Below are 15,298 nucleotides of genomic sequence, written 5' to 3'. Positions count from 1 at the left end.
TCAATCTCAGACTATTGCTCCAGACTCAGCATTCGCCACCGATCGCCGGATCGACCGGGCCCAGGCCCCAGTACGCCGAGATGCTGGTTCAAGTCCAGTCCGCGCAGCTCGATGCGTGGTGGTCCAAAGGCAGGACGCGGCGACATAACGACTGACCTGGGTTCTCAAGTGTGCCGGCGTGCGACATGGTGGCATCTCAGGGTCCGGGGGCCGGCTACGCCCTCGGACCCGCTCCTCCTCCCACTTCCCGCAGCCCGAATCCCTTCGCATCCGGCTCCGGTGAGATGTGAAGTCCCCTGTATGCGGCTTCCGTGAGACGTGAAGTCCTCGGTACGGGGCTTGCTTCCGTGAGATGCGAAGCTCTCGGTACGGGGCTTGCTCCCGCGAGATGTGAGGCTCTCAGCACGGGGGCTCGCTCCCCTGAGATGTCACACCGTTGAAATCCGCGCGTTCGTCGTCCGCCGTCGACGCGCACTACCCTGAGTACGACAGAGCCCGGCCGACGTCGCCCGAAGGCACCCGCCCTCGCCCGACAGGAGCCCCGTGCGCCGCGCCCCCCTCGCCGTACCTCCGTGGTTCGCCCATGCCCTGCGCGCCCAGCGCGGACCGGTCCCCTGGAACGCGGTGGTACGAGGCGCCCTGGCCTCCGGGCCGTTGCTGCTCGCGGCCGTGCTGTGCGGCCGTACCTCCCTCGGAGTGATCGCCGCGCTCGGCGCCATGCTGACGGGGATCAACGACCGCCCCGGCAGCCGGCGGGTCGCCGTCGAACGGCTCGGGGTACCGGCCCTCGCCGGTGCCGCCGGCCTGATCATCGGTTCGTACGCCGGACAGCACACCGGCGCCGTGGCACTCACCCTCGCCCTCACCGGGCTCGGACTGCTCGCCGGAGCCGTCAGCGCCATAGGGCCCGTGGCCTCGGGAGCCGGGACCCAGTTCCTGGTCGCCTCGGCGATCGGGGCCGGGATGCCGTTGCCCGAACCGGGTTGGGTGCGCGCGCTGTTCTTCCTCGGCGGGGCCGGCTGGCTGCTCGCGCTCAGGCTGGCGCTGCCGACGACCGCGGTGAACACCGGCGACTACCGCTTCGACGGGGAGCGGGACGCGGTCGGCGGTGTGTACGACGCCATCGCCCGGCTGCTGCTCGCCGTGGGCGGACCCGACGCGACCCGGCGCCGCGTCGCGCTGACCGCGGCCCTCGACCACGCGCAGGACGCGCTCGACGGGCCCCGGCTCCGGCGGTACGCCAGTTCCGCGGCCGAGCGGCGGCTGCACGCGCAGTACGCGGCCGCCCTGCCGCTCGCCGAGGCCGCGACCGCGCTCGCCTGGGCCGCTGAGGCCGTGCCCGCACGGGCCGCGGAAGGCCCACGGCGGCTCGCGGCCGCCGTCCGCACCGGCGCCCCCACCGGGCCGCTGCCGGCGCCCGCCGTCCCCGGCACCCGGTCGGGCGCGCTGGGGAGTACACCCGTCGTTCCCGGGCTGCGCGCCCTCCACGACGCCCTGCTGCACGCCGCCGAGACCTTCGACCGGGGCTCCGGGAACGCGCTGCACAAGAGACGGCGTACCGCTGCCTCGCTCGTGCGCACCGCGCTCGGTGCCGCCGGACGGGAGTACGGCATCAGGGTCGCCCTCTGCTTCGGCGCGAGCGTCGCCGTGGCACAGGCCCTGCACCACGCACGCTGGTACGGCAACCATCCGCACTGGTACTGGCTCCCCGCGACCGCCGTCTTCCTCGTCAAGCCCGATCTCGGACCGCTCGCCTCACGCGTGCTGTGCCGTGCGGCGGGAACCGTCCTCGGCGCGGTCGCCTTCGCGGGGCTCGCCCTTGCGCTGCCGCGGCCGGAGGGGTTCGTCGCCCTGGTCGCGGTCAGCGGTGCCCTCATCCCCGTCGCCACCCGGCACTTCGCCGCGCAGACCGCCGTCGTGACGGTCCTCGTCCTCGCCCTCGTGATGGTCGGCGGTGAGCCGCAGGCTTCCTGGAACCGCATCGTGGAGACGCTGCTGGCCTGCGCGATCGTGCTGCTCGTCGGGCATCTGCCGACCCTCGGCCAGCGTGGCGGGACCGTGCGGGCGAGGCTCACCCGGGCCGGTGAGGCGGCGGACGTGTATCTCGCCCATGTGCTGGGCGACGGCACGGCCCGCGACCGTACGGGCCGCTGGGTCCTGCGCCGGGAGGCCTACCGCGCGCTCGCCGAGGCCCGGGCCGCGATCGATCTCGCCGCGGCCGAACTCCCCGCCCTGGCACGGCACTCCGAGGGCACCGGTGCGGTCGCGGCCACCCTGGAACGGCTCGTCGACACGACCACGGCGTGCGCGGTGCAGCTCGACGACACCGGCCGGCTCACGCCCCGGCACACCGAGCGGATCGCCGAACTCCTCGGCGAACTGGCCGAGCGGCGCGAGCGCGCGGGACTGCGCGTGTCCGCCGTCTGCTGAATCGGAACCTTGGGGTCCCGTGCGGTCGTTCTGCCGCCCGGTGTCGGCTTCGTCTCAGTACCGTCACTGCCAGAGCCGTTCACCCCATTGCAGGCGTTTAACTCTCCACAGCGGCACGACATGGAGGTTGAGCGTGAACGGGCGAAGGGTTCTGGAGCGTTTCCCCGCCGGAGGACCACGCGGGTCGTGGCCCGCGGAGGAGTTCGCGCAGGCGCGCCGTCAGGAGGGCCAGGCGGCGGAAGTCGTCATGGATCTCGCCTCCGACGCGTTCCTGGTCGTCGTGGGCGGTGCCGACGGCCGCGAGTGAGCGCGGGCGGGACCAGCCGCTCTCGAACAGGGCCGCTCTCGAACAGGGGTGGGAAACCTCCGGTCGCGGAAGAGGCTCACGCGCTGATCGGGCGGGACCAGGCGGGGGTCGTGCCCGTGACCTGGCACAGGGCCAGATAGAGGGGGATCGGCGGGGTATACGGAAGCGTGCCATCCGGTTTGTGGATGAGCCCGGGAATCCGAGGCGCGTCCGGCACGACCGCCCCCGTGACGTAGTGGGCGGGTGCCGGCCACTCCAGGGCGACATCGGAGTCGGAAGGAACGATCCACCACCAGTGCGCCCCGTCGGCGTAGACGCAGCCCACACGAGGCAGTCGCGCCAGCAGCAGCGGTCCGAAGTCGGCGGGTACCGACACCGCGTCGCAGCCCAGCGGCACGTTCATGCCCTCGGGGACGGGGAGATGCCTCGGCGGCCCGGACTGCCGCCGGCCGCGGTTCACGCGGACCAGCGTGTCCAGGCTCAGGACCCGTGCCGCGGGCCCCGCCGCAGACGTACGGCTCACAGGCTCTCCCGATCCCGATCCCGATCCCGATCCCGACCTTGATCCTGATCCCGGTCTTGCTTCCGTTCCAGATCCTGTTTCGGATCCCGGTCCCCGCTGCCGCCCGGGGCGGAGGGAAGCCGGGGGTTCCCCACGGTTCCCGCCCCCCAGGATCCCTCCGCCCCCGTGCCCCGACCGTCGTTCGGGGGCTTCTTCGCGCTCCAGCCGAGGTCCGCCCGCGGACCGGTGTCCGCCTCGGGCGAGCCCGGTTCGCGCCAGGTGTTTTCGGCCCGGTCTGCCGGGCGGGCGATCTCCGCCCACACCAGCAGACCGGGCCCGGTGTCCTGGGCCCCCCAGGCCCTGGACACTGCCGCGACGAGAAGCAATCCCCTCCCGTGCTCCTCGTCGGGCCGTTGCGGGGAGGGGTGTGGCTCGCCCGGAGCGCACCCCTCGTCGCACACGGCTATGCGCACCACGTCGCCGGCGTCCTGCAGTTCGCAGACGACGCGTTGCCCGGCGGCATGGACGATCGCGTTGGTGACCAGTTCCGACACCACGAGCGTCGCCGTGTCACAGGTGTCCTCGCTCACCGCCCAGCCGGACAGGCGGGACCGGGTCAGGCGTCTCGCCTGAGCCACGGAGCCCGGGTGTGCGGCCAACTCGAAGCGGAACCGGCGCTCGGCGGCCGCGCCGGGGTGGTGCCCCATGGCGGCTCGGAGACCGAACCGGTCTTCGACGGCGTCTGTTCCTAACGGCGCGGACGGAATCACGCTTGCCACTATCGCGTCGCCGCGAACACTTGGCAAGACTCACTCTGAAAAATGCAGAGTGCCGTGTGACGCTGTGGGGGCGCGTGGCACACTGCTGGCAACAGCTAGCCGAGCGGCGCCAGTTGGGATCGTCGAGGTGGACGAGGAAGAACCCGGACGGCGCCGAACGGGCTGCCCGGACTCAGGGGAGGTGGGACGTGAGCGAACCGCGGTCCGCGCCGACGGTCGGCCAGGTCGTTCTCGGACGGCGCCTGCTGGACCTGCGGGAACGCGCGGGTCTCAAGCGCGAGGAGGCCGCGCGGATCCTGCGTGTCGCCCCCGCGACGGTCCGCCGGATGGAGATGGCCGAGGTCTCCCTCAAAATCCCGTACCTCCAGCTCCTGTTGAGGTCGTACGGCGTCGGCGACCAGGAGGCCGAAGCCTTCGTCCGGCTCGCGGAGGACGCCAACAAGCCCGGCTGGTGGCAGCGGTTCCACGACATCCTGCCCGACTGGTTCTCCATGCACGTCAGCCTGGAAGGCGCCGCCTCCCTGCTGCGCTCGTACGAACCGCACTTCGTCCCCGGCCTGTTGCAGACCGAGGACTACGCGCGCGGTGTCCTGAAGGCCGGAGCCATCGGGCAGACCAGGCCCGAGGACATCGAGCGTCATGTGGCGCTGCGTATGCAGCGCCAGGATCTGCTTACGCGCGAGGACGCGCCCCGGATCTGGGTGGTGATGGACGAGACGGTGCTGCGCCGCACCATCGGCGGCCCCGAGGTGATGCGCGCGCAGATCGACAAGTTGCTTCAGGCCACGAAGCTGCCCCATGTGACGTTGCAGGTGATCCCGTTCTCCTCGGGTCCGCACCCCGGCACGTACGGGCCCTTCGTGCTGTTCCGATTTGCCATGCCGGAACTCCCGGACATGGTCTACAGCGAGTACCTGACCGGCGCCGTCTACCTGGACGCGCGTTCCGAGGTGGCGACCCACCTGGAGGTCATGGACCGCATGGCGGCCCAAGCCGCCACGGCACATCGCACGAAGGAGATCCTCCGGGATCTCCGCAAGGAGCTGTGAATGGAACGCATCACGCCGGAACGCATCAACCCGCGAATAGGCGACGTGCGCATCTACAACGGAATGCCCGCCCGTGAACTGGGCAGCGAGGGCTGGCACAAACCGTGGAGCGGCGGCAACGGCGGCAATTGCCTGGAGGCGATGAAACTCGCCGACGGCCGTATCGCCGTACGGCAGTCGGCGGACCCGGACGGTCCCGCCCTCATCTACACGCCCGGCGAGATGACCGCTTTCATCGAAGGCGCGAAAGCGGGAGAGGCGGACTTCCTTCTCTCCTGAACGATGTGCTTGCTCTTTTCCACGACTTCCCTGAATTTGGTTCTGAGTTGATCATTTACCCCGGCGCGGACTTATGGAGAACGTCATGACCGGGCAGGCCCCGACCGCTAGGCGGTCATGGGGCGGTCGTACGGCCCGATCGGTGCCGGCAGACGCGAGCGAGCCGCCCCGCTGAGCGCCCGGTCCACCGCCGCGGCGGCCGCCCGGCCCTCGGCGATCGCCCAAACGATCAGCGACTGCCCGCGCGCCGCGTCCCCGGCGGCGTACACCCCGGGAACGTTCGTGCCGAAGTCGGCGCCACGGGCGAGCGTGCCCCGCGGCTCGATCTCCAGTCCCAGTTGGTCGATCAGTCCGTCGTGCAGGTCCGGGCCGGAGAAGCCGAGGGCGAGGAGGACGAGGTCGGCGGGCAGGGCCCGCCCGGAGCCGGGGACCGGACGGCGCCGCTCGTCGACCTCGACGAGACGCAGTGAGCGCACCCGGCCGTCCGCGTCCCCCTCGAACCGGAGTGTGGACGCGGCGAAGAGCCGGGCGTCCGCGTCCGCCGCGGGCGCCGTGCCCAGCGCGCCGGCCTCCTCGTGCGCGGCGGAGAGCCGGTAGATCTTCGGATACGTCGGCCACGGTTCGGCGTCCTCGTCGCGCTCGGCCTCCGGCTGCGCGTAGATGTCGAGCTGTGTCACGGAGGCGGCGCCCTCGCGCACCGCCGTCCCCAGACAGTCGGCGCCGGTGTCACCACCGCCGACGATCACCACGTGCCTGCCCGCCGCCGACAACGGGGAGACCTCCAGATCCCCCTCGCACACCCGGTCGGCCAGCGGAAGGTACTCCATCGCCTGATGGATCCCGGACAACTGCCTTCCTGGAACATCCAGTTCGCGCCAGGCGGTGGCGCCGAGCGCGAGGATCACGGCGTCGTAGCGGGCCTTGAGCTCGGCCGCCCCGATGTCGCTGCCGATCGCCGTCGACGTACGGAACTTGGTTCCCTCCGCGCGCATCTGCGTCAGCCGGCGGTCGAGCTGCCGCTTCTCCATCTTGAACGCGGGGATGCCGTACCGCAGCAGACCACCGACCCGGTCCGCCCGTTCGAACACGGCCACCGTATGACCGGCCCGGGTCAACTGCTGTGCCGCGGCGAGCCCGGTGGGCCCCGATCCGACGATCGCGACCGTCCGGCCCGAAAGGCGGTCCGGCGGACGCGGCGGTGTGAACCCGTCCTCCCAGGCACGGTCGGCGATGGCGACCTCGACGTTCTTGATGGTGACCGCCGGCTGGTTGATCGCCAGCACACAGCCCGCCTCGCACGGGGCGGGGCACAACCGCCCGGTGAACTCGGGGAAGTTGTTCGTGGCGTGCAGCCGGTCGCTCGCCGCCCGCCAGTCGTCCCGCGAGACGAGGTCGTTCCACTCGGGGATCAGATTGCCCAGGGGACACGCGTCATGGCAGAAGGGAATGCCGCAGTCCATGCAGCGGTCGGCCTGTTTCTCGATGATCGGCAGCAGGCCTCCGGGAACGTACACCTCGTTCCAGTCCCGCACCCGCTCCCGGACCGGCCGGCGCGGATACTCCTGCCGGGGTGTGTTCATGAAACCCTTGGGATCGGCCATGGCCGTCTCCCTCATGTACGCGTACGAGGGGGCACGACCGCGCGGACACCGGCCCTGGTCGGCCACGGAATCCGGGCAGCACCCCTTTCCCGCCACGATACGTCTCCCACGCGTCTGTCGCCGCTCCGGACGACAGCGGGCCGAGTGCCCGGACCAGGGCAGCCACACACAGGGCGAAGGCGCGTACGGCTCAGGTGAGGGCGAGCGCGTACGACACCGCCGCCGCGGCCGAGGCCACGGTGCGGACGTGATTCCACGTCGTCCACTGGCGCACGAATATGGGCCAGTAGGCGGTGGCCTCCGGGGGATCCAGCTTCAGCAGTGCGTCGTTGCGCGGCACGTTCGCCGCGATGGTCACCCCGAACGCCCCGAACAGATACAGCGCGCTGCCGAGCAGCAACTCCACCGTCCCGTCGTCCGGCAGCACCACGAACGTCACCACCGCCAGCACCGAGCACAGCACCGCCGACCCGACGAACGCGAGCATGAACGGAGGGCGGACCGCGGCGACGTTGATCGCGTTCATCGCGGCGACCCCCTGCGCCGGCGGCAACTGGGCGAGGGCTCTCATCACGAAGGTCGAGAAGCCGAGGAACACTCCGGCCACCAGCCCGCAGCCGAGCACCCCCAGCAGGGTCAGCACGAAATACGGTCCATCGATCATGTCCACTCCCGTGTCGAACCGGCCGAACCCAAGATCCTGCACAGTGCCGGCCGTCATCTCAAGCCAAATCCCTCACCGCGCCGGCGGCCATGGCCGAGCGGCGCGCCCCCATGCGCGACCGTCTCCGCCCGTCCCGCCGACCGCCCCGCACACTCCCGCCGTCCGCCCCGTACACCCTTGCCATCCGCTCCTCGCGCTCCCGCTCGTCCGCCCCGCACACCCCTGCTCCGCCACTCACACTCGCGCCGACCGCTCCTCGCGGTCCCTCCGGCCGGTCCCTTCGCTCACGCCTGCGCGGTGATGTCGTCGCGCCATTCCCAGAGCCTCGTGTCCACCGTGGCCGAGATCCGGCGGCGCGCCTCGTACCGCGAGACGCCGCTCATCAGCAGTTGGTCGTACGGAGTCTCCGTGTGCCGAACCGACGCGCGGACCGCCGCGGTCACCGCCGCCTCGGACAGCGCGCGGCCCGCCGAGCTCCGTCCGACGCGCCCGCTGCCGCGCACCGAGGCGTGTGCGGCGATCGCCTGTGCCCGGTCGGCAGGACAGGCCGGGAACAGCCGGGATATCTCCCGCGCGAACGCCTCCGTGAACCGGACGTCCTCCGCCTCCCGGCGCCGCGCGTCCCGTGCCCGGCGCCGCCGCCGCGCCTCCGCGTCCGCCAGGCACCGCTCCTCGGCCAGGGCGAGCGCCGCCTCCTCGACCATGACACCCTGCCGCTCATAGCGCCCGCGCCGCCGGTTGAACCGCACCACCACGGCCGACAGCGTGCCGCTCTCCCGAGATCTGCGCGTCAGCGCGGTGTCGCCGCGCGGCAGGAACACCAGGTGTCCGAGATCCGCGCAGTCCAGGCACCGAGGCGCCCCCTCCTCCAGCACCAGCAGCGGGAGCGGCCCGCTCCGGCACTCGACGCAGTGCCGCTTCCTGAGCGGTTGGACGACGAGAAGTCCGTTCCGGCGCGGGGGGTCAGCGATCGGTGCCATACGCGGTTCCTTCCCCGGACCGGCGCCACATCTACGTCGTCGGGCGATGCCCCCACGCGACCCACACGACGGCGGCCCGATGCCCCCGGCGCCCGCCCGCGGCCCGACGCACCGCCCGGGTCCCTCCACGCGCGCGGCATCATGGGTCCTGTGCGACTCGAAGCGATCACCTGGGAACGGCTCGGCGACCACCTCGCGGACCGTCTGCTCGACCTGAAGCCGCAGGACGGCAGCCCCTGGCCCCGCGTCGCCTTCGACGGAGCACCGGCCGCCCGCCCCGGCGAACTCGCGCAGCGCGTCTTCGAGGCGCTGCGGATACGCGGCCGTCCCGCGCTGGTCGTCGACGCGCACGGCTTCCTGCGCCCCGCCTCGCTCCGGCTCGAATACGGTCACCAGGACGTCGACGCCTATTACGACGGCTGGTTCGACACCGGCGCTCTGTGGCGCGAGGTCTTCGGTCCCCTCGAACCCGGCGGCGACGGCAGGGTCCTGCCCGACCTCCGCGACCCCGCCACCGACCGGGCCACCCGCAGCCCGTACGTCCAACTCCCTCCCGGTGGAATCCTGTTGCTCCACGGCCCCCTCCTCCTGCGCCACTGGTTCCCGTTCGACCTCAGCGTCCACGTACTCCTGTCTCCCGGCGCCCTCCGCCGCCGTACTCCCGAGGCGGAGCACTGGACCCTCCCCGCGTTCTCCCGCTACGAGAGCGAGGTGGGTCCGGACACCGCCGCCGACCTCCTCGTACGGGCTGACGACCCCCGCCACCCGGCCTGGAACGGCTGACTGGGGGCCCCGATCCACGGATCTCCGGGTGCGTGGCTCATGGGGCGCGGCAAGAATGAAGGGCGCCGGGACTAGCGGTGCGTTCCGCGCCGCGCCGGCCGTCCGGCATCAGGAGGTACCTCATGACCACCGCCGGAGACATCATGCACCGGGGTGCGCAGTGGATCCCCGCCCACGAGACCCTGGACCGCGCGGCCCAGCTCATGCGCGAGCTCAACGTGGGCGCGCTGCCCATCAGCGACCAGGACGAACGCCTCTGCGGCATTCTCACGGACCGCGACATCGTCGTCGGCTGCGTGGCCATGGGCCATGATCCCGCGCACATCACCGCGGGCGAGATGGCCCAGGGCACACCGCGCTGGATCGACGCCGGCGCCGATGTCGGCGAAGTGCTCCAGGAGATGAAGGGGCACCAGATCCGCCGGCTTCCGGTGATCGAGGACAAACGACTGGTCGGCATGATCAGCGAGGCCGACCTCGCCCAGCACCTCAGCGACGAACAACTCGCCGCCTGGGTCGAGAGTGTCTACGCGAGGGGCGGCTCGGGCAGCGCGACGGGCTGACCGGCCGCCGGGCGTGCCGGGCGAGGATCGCGTCAGAGCCAGCCGTTGCGCCGGAACCCTCGGTACAGGACGAGACAGCCGATGGATATGGCGCCGATGACGATGGGGTAGCCGAACCTCCAGTGCAGTTCGGGCATGTTGTCGAAGTTCATCCCGTAGACGCCGCAGACCATGGTGGGGACGGCGATGACCGCCGCCCATGCCGTGATCTTCCGCATGTCCTCGTTCTGCGCCACCGTCACCTGCGCGAGATGCGCCTGCAGGATCGAGTTGAGCAGTTCGTCGAAGGCGGCTATCTGCTCGGTGACCCGTAGGAGATGGTCGGAGACGTCACGGAAGTACGCCTGTATCTCCGGCGCGAGCACGCGCGTCGGCCGGGTCGCCAGCTCCTGGACGGGCCTGGCGAGCGGGATCACGGCCCGCTTCAGTTCGAGAAGTTCCCGCTTGAGCTGGTAGATGCGGCCCGCGTCGGCGCGTGCGCCGTTCTCGGCGAACACGTCGGCCTCGACCTGGTCGATGTCCGCCTGGACCGAGTCCGTGACGCTCACGAATTCGTCGACCACATGGTCCGCGATCGCGTGCAGGACCGCGGCCGGCCCCTTGGACAACTGCTGCGTGTCGGACTCCAGCTCCTCGCGCAGCGGGCCCAGGGATCCGTGCCGTCCGTGCCGCACGGTGATCACGAAGTCCGGACCGACGAACACCATGATCTCGCCGGTGTTCACCACCTCGCTGGTGGCCGTCAGCTCCTTGTGCTCCACGTAGCAGACCGTTTTGAACACCGCGAACAGCGTGTCGCCGTACCACTCCAGTTTCGGACGCTGATGCGCCTCGACCGCGTCCTCGACGGCCAGCGGATGCAGGTCGAAGAGTTCTGCGATGCCCGCGAACTCCACGTCGGTCGGTTCGTGCAGCCCGAGCCAGACGAATCCGTCGTCGCGCTTGCGGATCCGCCGCACGGTGTCGACCAGATCGCTGCTCTCGGGGAGCCGCACGCCGTCCCGGTACGCCACGCAGTTCACCACCGAGGAACCCAGCGGCGACCGGGCGGGGTGACTCAGGTCGACACGACGGCTCCGCCGTGTCAGCCGCGCCACTCTGCGGAGGCCGTCGACCGCGCCGAGAGCCGTCACCTTCCGCAAATTCCCTGCCATGGACATCTGGATCTCCTCGCGTGGATCTCCTCGGGCCGCACTTTGCGCCTGGCGGGCCAGTCTGCCAGGCCTGGTCGGACACCGGAAAAGGCTGTGGGAACGGAGCGTTCCGTTCCGCTGTACTGGCGGCTCGGCCGGACGTGGCGGGTTTGACCCCCGCACGACCTCCGTGCCGACGACGGGAGCGTCGACCATCCGCGATGGGCGGGGCAACTGGGATGATCTCCGCATGACGCGAGCCGACGGGTATCTCCTCGACAACCAGCAGACGGAGGCGGGCCGGCGTTTCGAGGCCCTCGCCGCTCTCTTCGATCCCACGACGTTCCGGCACATGGAGCGCTTCGGCGTCGGATCCGGCTGGCGCTGCTGGGAGGTCGGGGCGGGCGGCACATCCGTGGTGTCCTGGCTCGCCAAGAAGGTGGGGCCGACGGGGAAGATCGTCGCGACCGACATCGACACCTCGTGGGCGGCTTCCGTGGCACGCTCGCCCGTCGAGGTCCGTGTCCACGACGTGGGTGCCGAGGAACCGCCGGGGGAGGGCTTCGACCTCGTGCACGCCCGGCTCGTACTGGTCCATGTGCCGGACCGGGAGCGTGCGTTGCAGTCGATGATCAAGTCCCTGCGGCCCGGCGGCAGGCTCCTCGTCGAAGACGCCGATCCCGCCCTCCAGCCGCTGCTCTGCCCCGAGGAGTACGGTCCCGAACAGCGGCTCGCGAACCGGCTGCGCCAGGGCTTCCGCAAACTGCTCGCGGAGCGCGGTGCCGACCTCGCCTACGGGCGCAAGCTTCCGCGGCTGCTCCGGGACGCGGGCCTGCGGGGCGTCGAGGCCGACGCGTACTTTCCCGTCGCCTCACCCGCGTGCACGGCGCTGGAGGACGCCACGGTCCGGCAGATCCGCGACCAGCTCGTGACCGCAGGCCTGGCCACCCAGGAGGAGATCGAGCAGCACCTCGTGAACGTCGCCACCGGGTCCATGGACCTGGCGACCGCGCCGATGATCTCGGCCTGGGGGCGCAAGAACTGACCGGGGGCGTGAGGGACAGGGCACCTGGTCGGTCCCTCCGCGCACGTCGTCACGTGGCTGAGGCGTTCAGTGGGCCCGCGACTCTCCCTCGCCCCGGCGGGTAATCGCCGCGGGCGGTCTTCCTCCGATCCGTTCCACGGCCCTGGCCCCGGCCGCGCACCCCGCCCTCGCCGCTTCTTCGGGGCCGGCGCCCCCGAGCAGTGCGGCGAGGAACGCGCCGGTGAACGCGTCGCCGGCGCCCGTCGTGTCCCGCGGCGTCGCCCGAAGCGCCGGGACGTGGGCCCGGACGGATCCGGAACGGGCGACCAGGGCGCCGTCACTGCCCAGCTTGGCGACGACCAGGGGGAAATGGCGGCTCAGTTTGGCGGCCGCGTCGGCCGGATCGGGCAGCCCGGTCAGCAGACACGCCTCGTCACGGCTGGGCAGCAGGACGTCGACGCCCGCGCACAGGCTGAAAAAGCGGTCCACGCCCAGCTCGGTGAGGAATCCCGCCGACGCCGGATCCAGGCTCACCGTCACACCGCGCGCGCGTGCCGACTCCAGCACCACCGACACCAGCGCCCGGCTCGGTCCGGAGAAGAACAGATAGCCCGACAGATGCAGCCTCGCGACCCCGTCGAGCAGCGCGGGCGACCAGTCGTCCGGTCCCAGCCGCAGCGACGCCCCGCTGTCCGTGAGGAACGTACGCTCCGCCGACGCGCCACCGTCCACCAGGCAGATCACCGTCCCGGTGGGTGCCTCCGGATCGGTCACCAGCAGGGGCTGTACGCCACTCGCCGTGAGTTCGCGTTCGTGCCACTCCGCTGCGTCGAGGCCCACCCGGCCGAGCAGCCGTACGTCGGCGCAGCCCTCGTGCACGGCCCAGCAGGCGACGTTGGCGCCCGCGCCGCCGGGTACGGTCCGGACGGTGGCGGCCGTGTCGGTGCCGGCCGCCAGCGGGCCCCGATGCCGGGCGACGACATCCGTGACCACGTCCCCGACGACGAGCAGGGCGCCCCCGGCGAGACCGCCCCGGTCGGCCGCCTCGGCCCCGCCGGCCTCGGCACGCCGGTCCGGGTCGCTCACGTCCCCGCCCAGGCCGCCGCGATCCGTCCCGCGAGGCGCACGTTGCCGCGAACCGCCGCCAGATTGGCGGCGAGCGAGGCACCGTCCGTGTGCTGAACCAGATAGGCGAGCAGGAACGGTGTCACCGCCTGTCCGGTCACACCCTCGGACTCGCACGCGCGCAGCGCCTCGGCGAGCACGCGCGCGTGCAGCGCGGGATCGAGCTGCTCCTCCTCGGGGACGGGGTTCGCGACGACGAGCGACGAGTCGGGGGTGTGCAGTGCGTCCTGGGCCCGCATCACCTCCGCGACCTGCTCTGGGGAGTCGAGGGTCCAGTCCACGGGGTGCCCCGAGTCGGACAGGTAGAAGCCGGGGAAGCGGTCCGTGCCGTACCCGGCCACCGCCACGCCCAGCGTCTCCAGGCGCTGCAGTGTCGCGGGCACGTCCAGGATCGACTTGACGCCGGCGCACACCACCGTGATCCGGGTGCGTGCCAACAGGCCCAGGTCGGCGGACTCGTCCTGGGTCACCGTCCACTCCCGGTGCACACCGCCGAGCCCTCCCGTCGCGAACACCCGCACCCCCGCGCGGGCCGCCAGCAGCGCGGTCGCGGACACCGTCGTCGCCCCGCTGGCCCCCGAAGCCACCGCGAGCGGCAGATCACGGTGACCCAGCTTGCGGATGCCGTCCTCGTTCGCGACCCGTTCGAGCTGCCCCTTGTCCAGGCCGACGTGCGGCCGGCCGTCGAGCACGGCGATCGTCGCGGGGACGGCGCCCTCCTCGCGGACGACCTCCTCCAGTTCGAGGGCGACCTGCAGATTGCGTGGGCGCGGCAGCCCGTGGGCGATGATCGTGGACTCCAGGGCCACCACCGGCCGGTGGGCGTCGAGCGCCTCCCGCACCTCTTCGGACGTCACGATCACGCGCCTGCCTCCTGTCGTCGGTCGACGTTCCCCTCCCTGGATCTCTGGCGAGCGGCGCGCCCGGCCAAACCCTCGCCACCTGCGGCATACGCCACCAGCTCTGGGGCGGGAGGGACAACTCGGTACGAGAAGGGGCACTCCGTGCGCGTGGGAGCTCCTGTCAGATGCCGGGAGCTGTTCGTACGGCGGAGTCTGCTGTCGGCAGCGCGGTCCGGGCATCGTGCGCGGTGGGACATTCCCGACGTGGCTTCGGCATGGCCGGCGTGGGGACCCTCGGTGCCCCGGGTGGAGGACGAGCCCTTAGGGTGTCCGCTCATGACCATGTACCCCCAGGCCACGCCGTCGTTCGCCGTCCACATTCCCGACGCCGAGCTCGATCCCGAGCCGCTGGACCCGGCCCAGATCGTCTCCGGGGACCCCGTCGTGACGGGCAAGGTGCTGTGGGAGTCCGCCGACGGCAAGCAGGTGCGGGGCATCTGGCAGATCACGCCCGGAGTAGTGACCGACACCGAGGCCGACGAACTCTTCGTCGTCGTCAGCGGGCGCGCCACCATCGAGGTGGAGGGCGGTGACGTCATCGAGGTGGGCCCCGGCGACGCGGCGTTCCTGCGCGAGGGCGACCGCACCACGTGGACCGTCCACGAGACGCTGCGCAAGGCGTACCACATCAGTCTTTGACGATCGCCGGACCGGTCACGCCACCGCACGCACGGCCGCCGGCTCCCGTCACGGCCTCAGAACAGCGGCTCCGGGAGGACGCCTTCGAGGGCCAGCAGCTTTCGCTTGGTCTCCAGACCGCCCCCGAAACCGCCGATGCCGCCGTCGCTCTCGACCACCCGGTGGCAGGGGACCACGACCGGCAGCGGGTTCGAGCCCATGGCCACCCCCACGGCCTGGGCCGCCCCGGGCGCGCCGACCCGCCCGGCCAGGTCGCCGTAGGCCACGACGGATCCGAACGGGACGCCGGAGTTCAGCTCGCGCAGCACCTGGCGGTTGAACCCCGAGATCAGCGACCAGTCGAGCGGCAGGTCGAAAGCCTGCCGCTCGCCCGCGAAGTAGGCCTCCACCTGACGTATCGCCTCGGCCAGCAACGGGGACCCGGGCGCCGGGGGCCCGCGCGCCCCCCCCCCCCGCCCCCGCCGCGGGGGCGGCCCGTGTGTCGCGCGCGGGGGGGCCGGGACTCACACAGGAGGAGAGCGCGGGTGTGTCGCTGTCG

At 71.8% G+C, this 15,298-nt stretch carries 16 protein-coding genes and 1 pseudogene; 8 read left to right on the top strand and 9 right to left on the bottom strand.

Annotated features, from left to right (window positions below):
* The first annotated feature begins 543 nt into the window (after positions 1–543).
* Together ACFXGX_RS25495 and ACFXGX_RS25490 are read left to right on the top strand one after the other, a co-directional pair.
* Positions 544–2,430, top strand: coding sequence for an FUSC family protein (locus ACFXGX_RS25495; protein WP_384795274.1), 1,887 nt, complete (start codon positions 544–546; stop codon positions 2,428–2,430).
* Between the two features lie 133 nt (positions 2,431–2,563).
* Complete coding sequence (locus ACFXGX_RS25490) at positions 2,564–2,737, top strand: hypothetical protein (RefSeq protein ID WP_384795272.1); 174 nt, start codon at positions 2,564–2,566, stop codon at positions 2,735–2,737.
* A 76-nt stretch (positions 2,738–2,813) separates the two neighbouring features.
* Here ACFXGX_RS25490 and ACFXGX_RS25485 read toward each other — a convergent pair whose 3' ends face one another.
* Entirely contained in the window at positions 2,814–3,260 is a 447-nt protein-coding gene (locus ACFXGX_RS25485) for a hypothetical protein (protein ID WP_384795270.1), read from the bottom strand.
* Positions 3,257–3,946, bottom strand: coding sequence for an ATP-binding protein (locus ACFXGX_RS25480; RefSeq protein ID WP_384795268.1), 690 nt, complete (start codon positions 3,944–3,946; stop codon positions 3,257–3,259). The genes ACFXGX_RS25485 and ACFXGX_RS25480 overlap by 4 nt, the downstream gene beginning before the upstream one ends.
* Positions 3,947–4,206: 260 nt before the next feature.
* Here ACFXGX_RS25480 and ACFXGX_RS25475 point away from each other — a divergent pair, with 260 nt between their 5' ends.
* Positions 4,207–5,067 (top strand): helix-turn-helix transcriptional regulator, encoded by an 861-nt coding sequence (locus ACFXGX_RS25475; protein ID WP_384795266.1) that lies wholly within the window; start codon positions 4,207–4,209, stop codon positions 5,065–5,067.
* On the top strand, positions 5,068–5,346 hold the full coding sequence (locus ACFXGX_RS25470; protein ID WP_355765303.1) for a DUF397 domain-containing protein: 279 nt from the start codon (positions 5,068–5,070) through the stop codon (positions 5,344–5,346). It abuts the gene before it with no gap.
* Positions 5,347–5,453: 107 nt separating this feature from the next.
* On the opposite strand, the gene ACFXGX_RS25465 is transcribed toward ACFXGX_RS25470, so the two are convergent.
* The 3 genes from ACFXGX_RS25465 to ACFXGX_RS25455 form a co-directional block, all read right to left on the bottom strand.
* A complete protein-coding gene (locus tag ACFXGX_RS25465; RefSeq protein ID WP_384795264.1) occupies positions 5,454–6,947 on the bottom strand; it encodes a glutamate synthase subunit beta in 1,494 nt (497 codons plus the stop codon).
* A gap of 190 nt (positions 6,948–7,137) precedes the next feature.
* Entirely contained in the window at positions 7,138–7,611 is a 474-nt protein-coding gene (locus ACFXGX_RS25460) for a DUF1772 domain-containing protein (protein ID WP_384795262.1), read from the bottom strand.
* A 284-nt stretch (positions 7,612–7,895) separates the two neighbouring features.
* Positions 7,896–8,591 carry a DUF2293 domain-containing protein gene (locus tag ACFXGX_RS25455; protein ID WP_384795260.1) on the bottom strand — a complete coding sequence of 232 codons (696 nt, stop codon included), beginning with the start codon at positions 8,589–8,591 and terminating at the stop codon, positions 7,896–7,898.
* A 141-nt stretch (positions 8,592–8,732) separates the two neighbouring features.
* On the opposite strand from ACFXGX_RS25455, the gene ACFXGX_RS25450 reads away from it, so the two are divergent.
* Positions 8,733–9,374 (top strand): uridine kinase, encoded by a 642-nt coding sequence (locus ACFXGX_RS25450; RefSeq protein WP_384795258.1) that lies wholly within the window; start codon positions 8,733–8,735, stop codon positions 9,372–9,374.
* Positions 9,375–9,496: 122 nt separating this feature from the next.
* Positions 9,497–9,937 carry a CBS domain-containing protein gene (locus ACFXGX_RS25445; RefSeq protein ID WP_384795256.1) on the top strand — a complete coding sequence of 147 codons (441 nt, stop codon included), beginning with the start codon at positions 9,497–9,499 and terminating at the stop codon, positions 9,935–9,937.
* A 32-nt stretch (positions 9,938–9,969) separates the two neighbouring features.
* On the opposite strand, the gene ACFXGX_RS25440 is transcribed toward ACFXGX_RS25445, so the two are convergent.
* Positions 9,970–11,097, bottom strand: a complete 1,128-nt coding sequence (locus ACFXGX_RS25440; protein ID WP_355765321.1) for a magnesium and cobalt transport protein CorA — start codon at positions 11,095–11,097, stop codon at positions 9,970–9,972.
* A gap of 223 nt (positions 11,098–11,320) precedes the next feature.
* On the opposite strand from ACFXGX_RS25440, the gene ACFXGX_RS25435 reads away from it, so the two are divergent.
* Complete coding sequence (locus ACFXGX_RS25435) at positions 11,321–12,115, top strand: class I SAM-dependent methyltransferase (RefSeq protein WP_384795254.1); 795 nt, start codon at positions 11,321–11,323, stop codon at positions 12,113–12,115.
* Between the two features lie 66 nt (positions 12,116–12,181).
* Here the strand turns inward: ACFXGX_RS25435 and ACFXGX_RS25430 are convergent, their stop codons facing one another.
* Together ACFXGX_RS25430 and ACFXGX_RS25425 are read right to left on the bottom strand one after the other, a co-directional pair.
* Positions 12,182–13,105: a carbohydrate kinase family protein gene (locus ACFXGX_RS25430; protein WP_384795336.1), complete on the bottom strand. Its 924-nt coding sequence runs from the start codon at positions 13,103–13,105 to the stop codon at positions 12,182–12,184.
* A gap of 71 nt (positions 13,106–13,176) precedes the next feature.
* Positions 13,177–14,082: a pseudouridine-5'-phosphate glycosidase gene (locus tag ACFXGX_RS25425; protein WP_384795252.1), complete on the bottom strand. Its 906-nt coding sequence runs from the start codon at positions 14,080–14,082 to the stop codon at positions 13,177–13,179.
* A gap of 315 nt (positions 14,083–14,397) precedes the next feature.
* On the opposite strand from ACFXGX_RS25425, the gene ACFXGX_RS25420 reads away from it, so the two are divergent.
* On the top strand, positions 14,398–14,760 hold the full coding sequence (locus tag ACFXGX_RS25420; RefSeq protein WP_384795250.1) for a cupin domain-containing protein: 363 nt from the start codon (positions 14,398–14,400) through the stop codon (positions 14,758–14,760).
* A gap of 56 nt (positions 14,761–14,816) precedes the next feature.
* On the opposite strand, the pseudogene ACFXGX_RS25415 reads toward ACFXGX_RS25420, so the two are convergent.
* Positions 14,817–15,188: pseudogene (locus ACFXGX_RS25415) on the bottom strand (methylated-DNA--[protein]-cysteine S-methyltransferase); the annotation flags it as partial.
* Positions 15,189–15,298: the final 110 nt, after the last annotated feature.

The organism is Streptomyces sp. NPDC059371, assembly GCF_042751995.1.
Lineage (GTDB): Bacteria > Actinomycetota > Actinomycetes > Streptomycetales > Streptomycetaceae > Streptomyces.
This window is presented reverse-complemented; position numbering and strand designations above follow the sequence as displayed.

Excerpts from the sequence above, each read along its gene's own strand:
- ACFXGX_RS25480 (WP_384795268.1), bottom strand. The coding sequence starts at position 3,946 with ATGGGGCACCACCCCGGCGCGGCCGCCGAGCGCCGGTTCCGCTTCGAG.
- ACFXGX_RS25470 (WP_355765303.1), top strand. The coding sequence starts at position 5,068 with ATGGAACGCATCACGCCGGAACGCATCAACCCGCGAATAGGCGACGTG.
- ACFXGX_RS25465 (WP_384795264.1), bottom strand. The coding sequence starts at position 6,947 with ATGGCCGATCCCAAGGGTTTCATGAACACACCCCGGCAGGAGTATCCG.
- ACFXGX_RS25460 (WP_384795262.1), bottom strand. The coding sequence starts at position 7,611 with ATGATCGATGGACCGTATTTCGTGCTGACCCTGCTGGGGGTGCTCGGC.
- ACFXGX_RS25455 (WP_384795260.1), bottom strand. The coding sequence starts at position 8,591 with ATGGCACCGATCGCTGACCCCCCGCGCCGGAACGGACTTCTCGTCGTC.
- ACFXGX_RS25450 (WP_384795258.1), top strand. The coding sequence starts at position 8,733 with ATGGGTCCTGTGCGACTCGAAGCGATCACCTGGGAACGGCTCGGCGAC.
- ACFXGX_RS25445 (WP_384795256.1), top strand. The coding sequence starts at position 9,497 with ATGACCACCGCCGGAGACATCATGCACCGGGGTGCGCAGTGGATCCCC.
- ACFXGX_RS25440 (WP_355765321.1), bottom strand. The coding sequence starts at position 11,097 with ATGTCCATGGCAGGGAATTTGCGGAAGGTGACGGCTCTCGGCGCGGTC.
- ACFXGX_RS25435 (WP_384795254.1), top strand. The coding sequence starts at position 11,321 with ATGACGCGAGCCGACGGGTATCTCCTCGACAACCAGCAGACGGAGGCG.
- ACFXGX_RS25420 (WP_384795250.1), top strand. The coding sequence starts at position 14,398 with ATGACCATGTACCCCCAGGCCACGCCGTCGTTCGCCGTCCACATTCCC.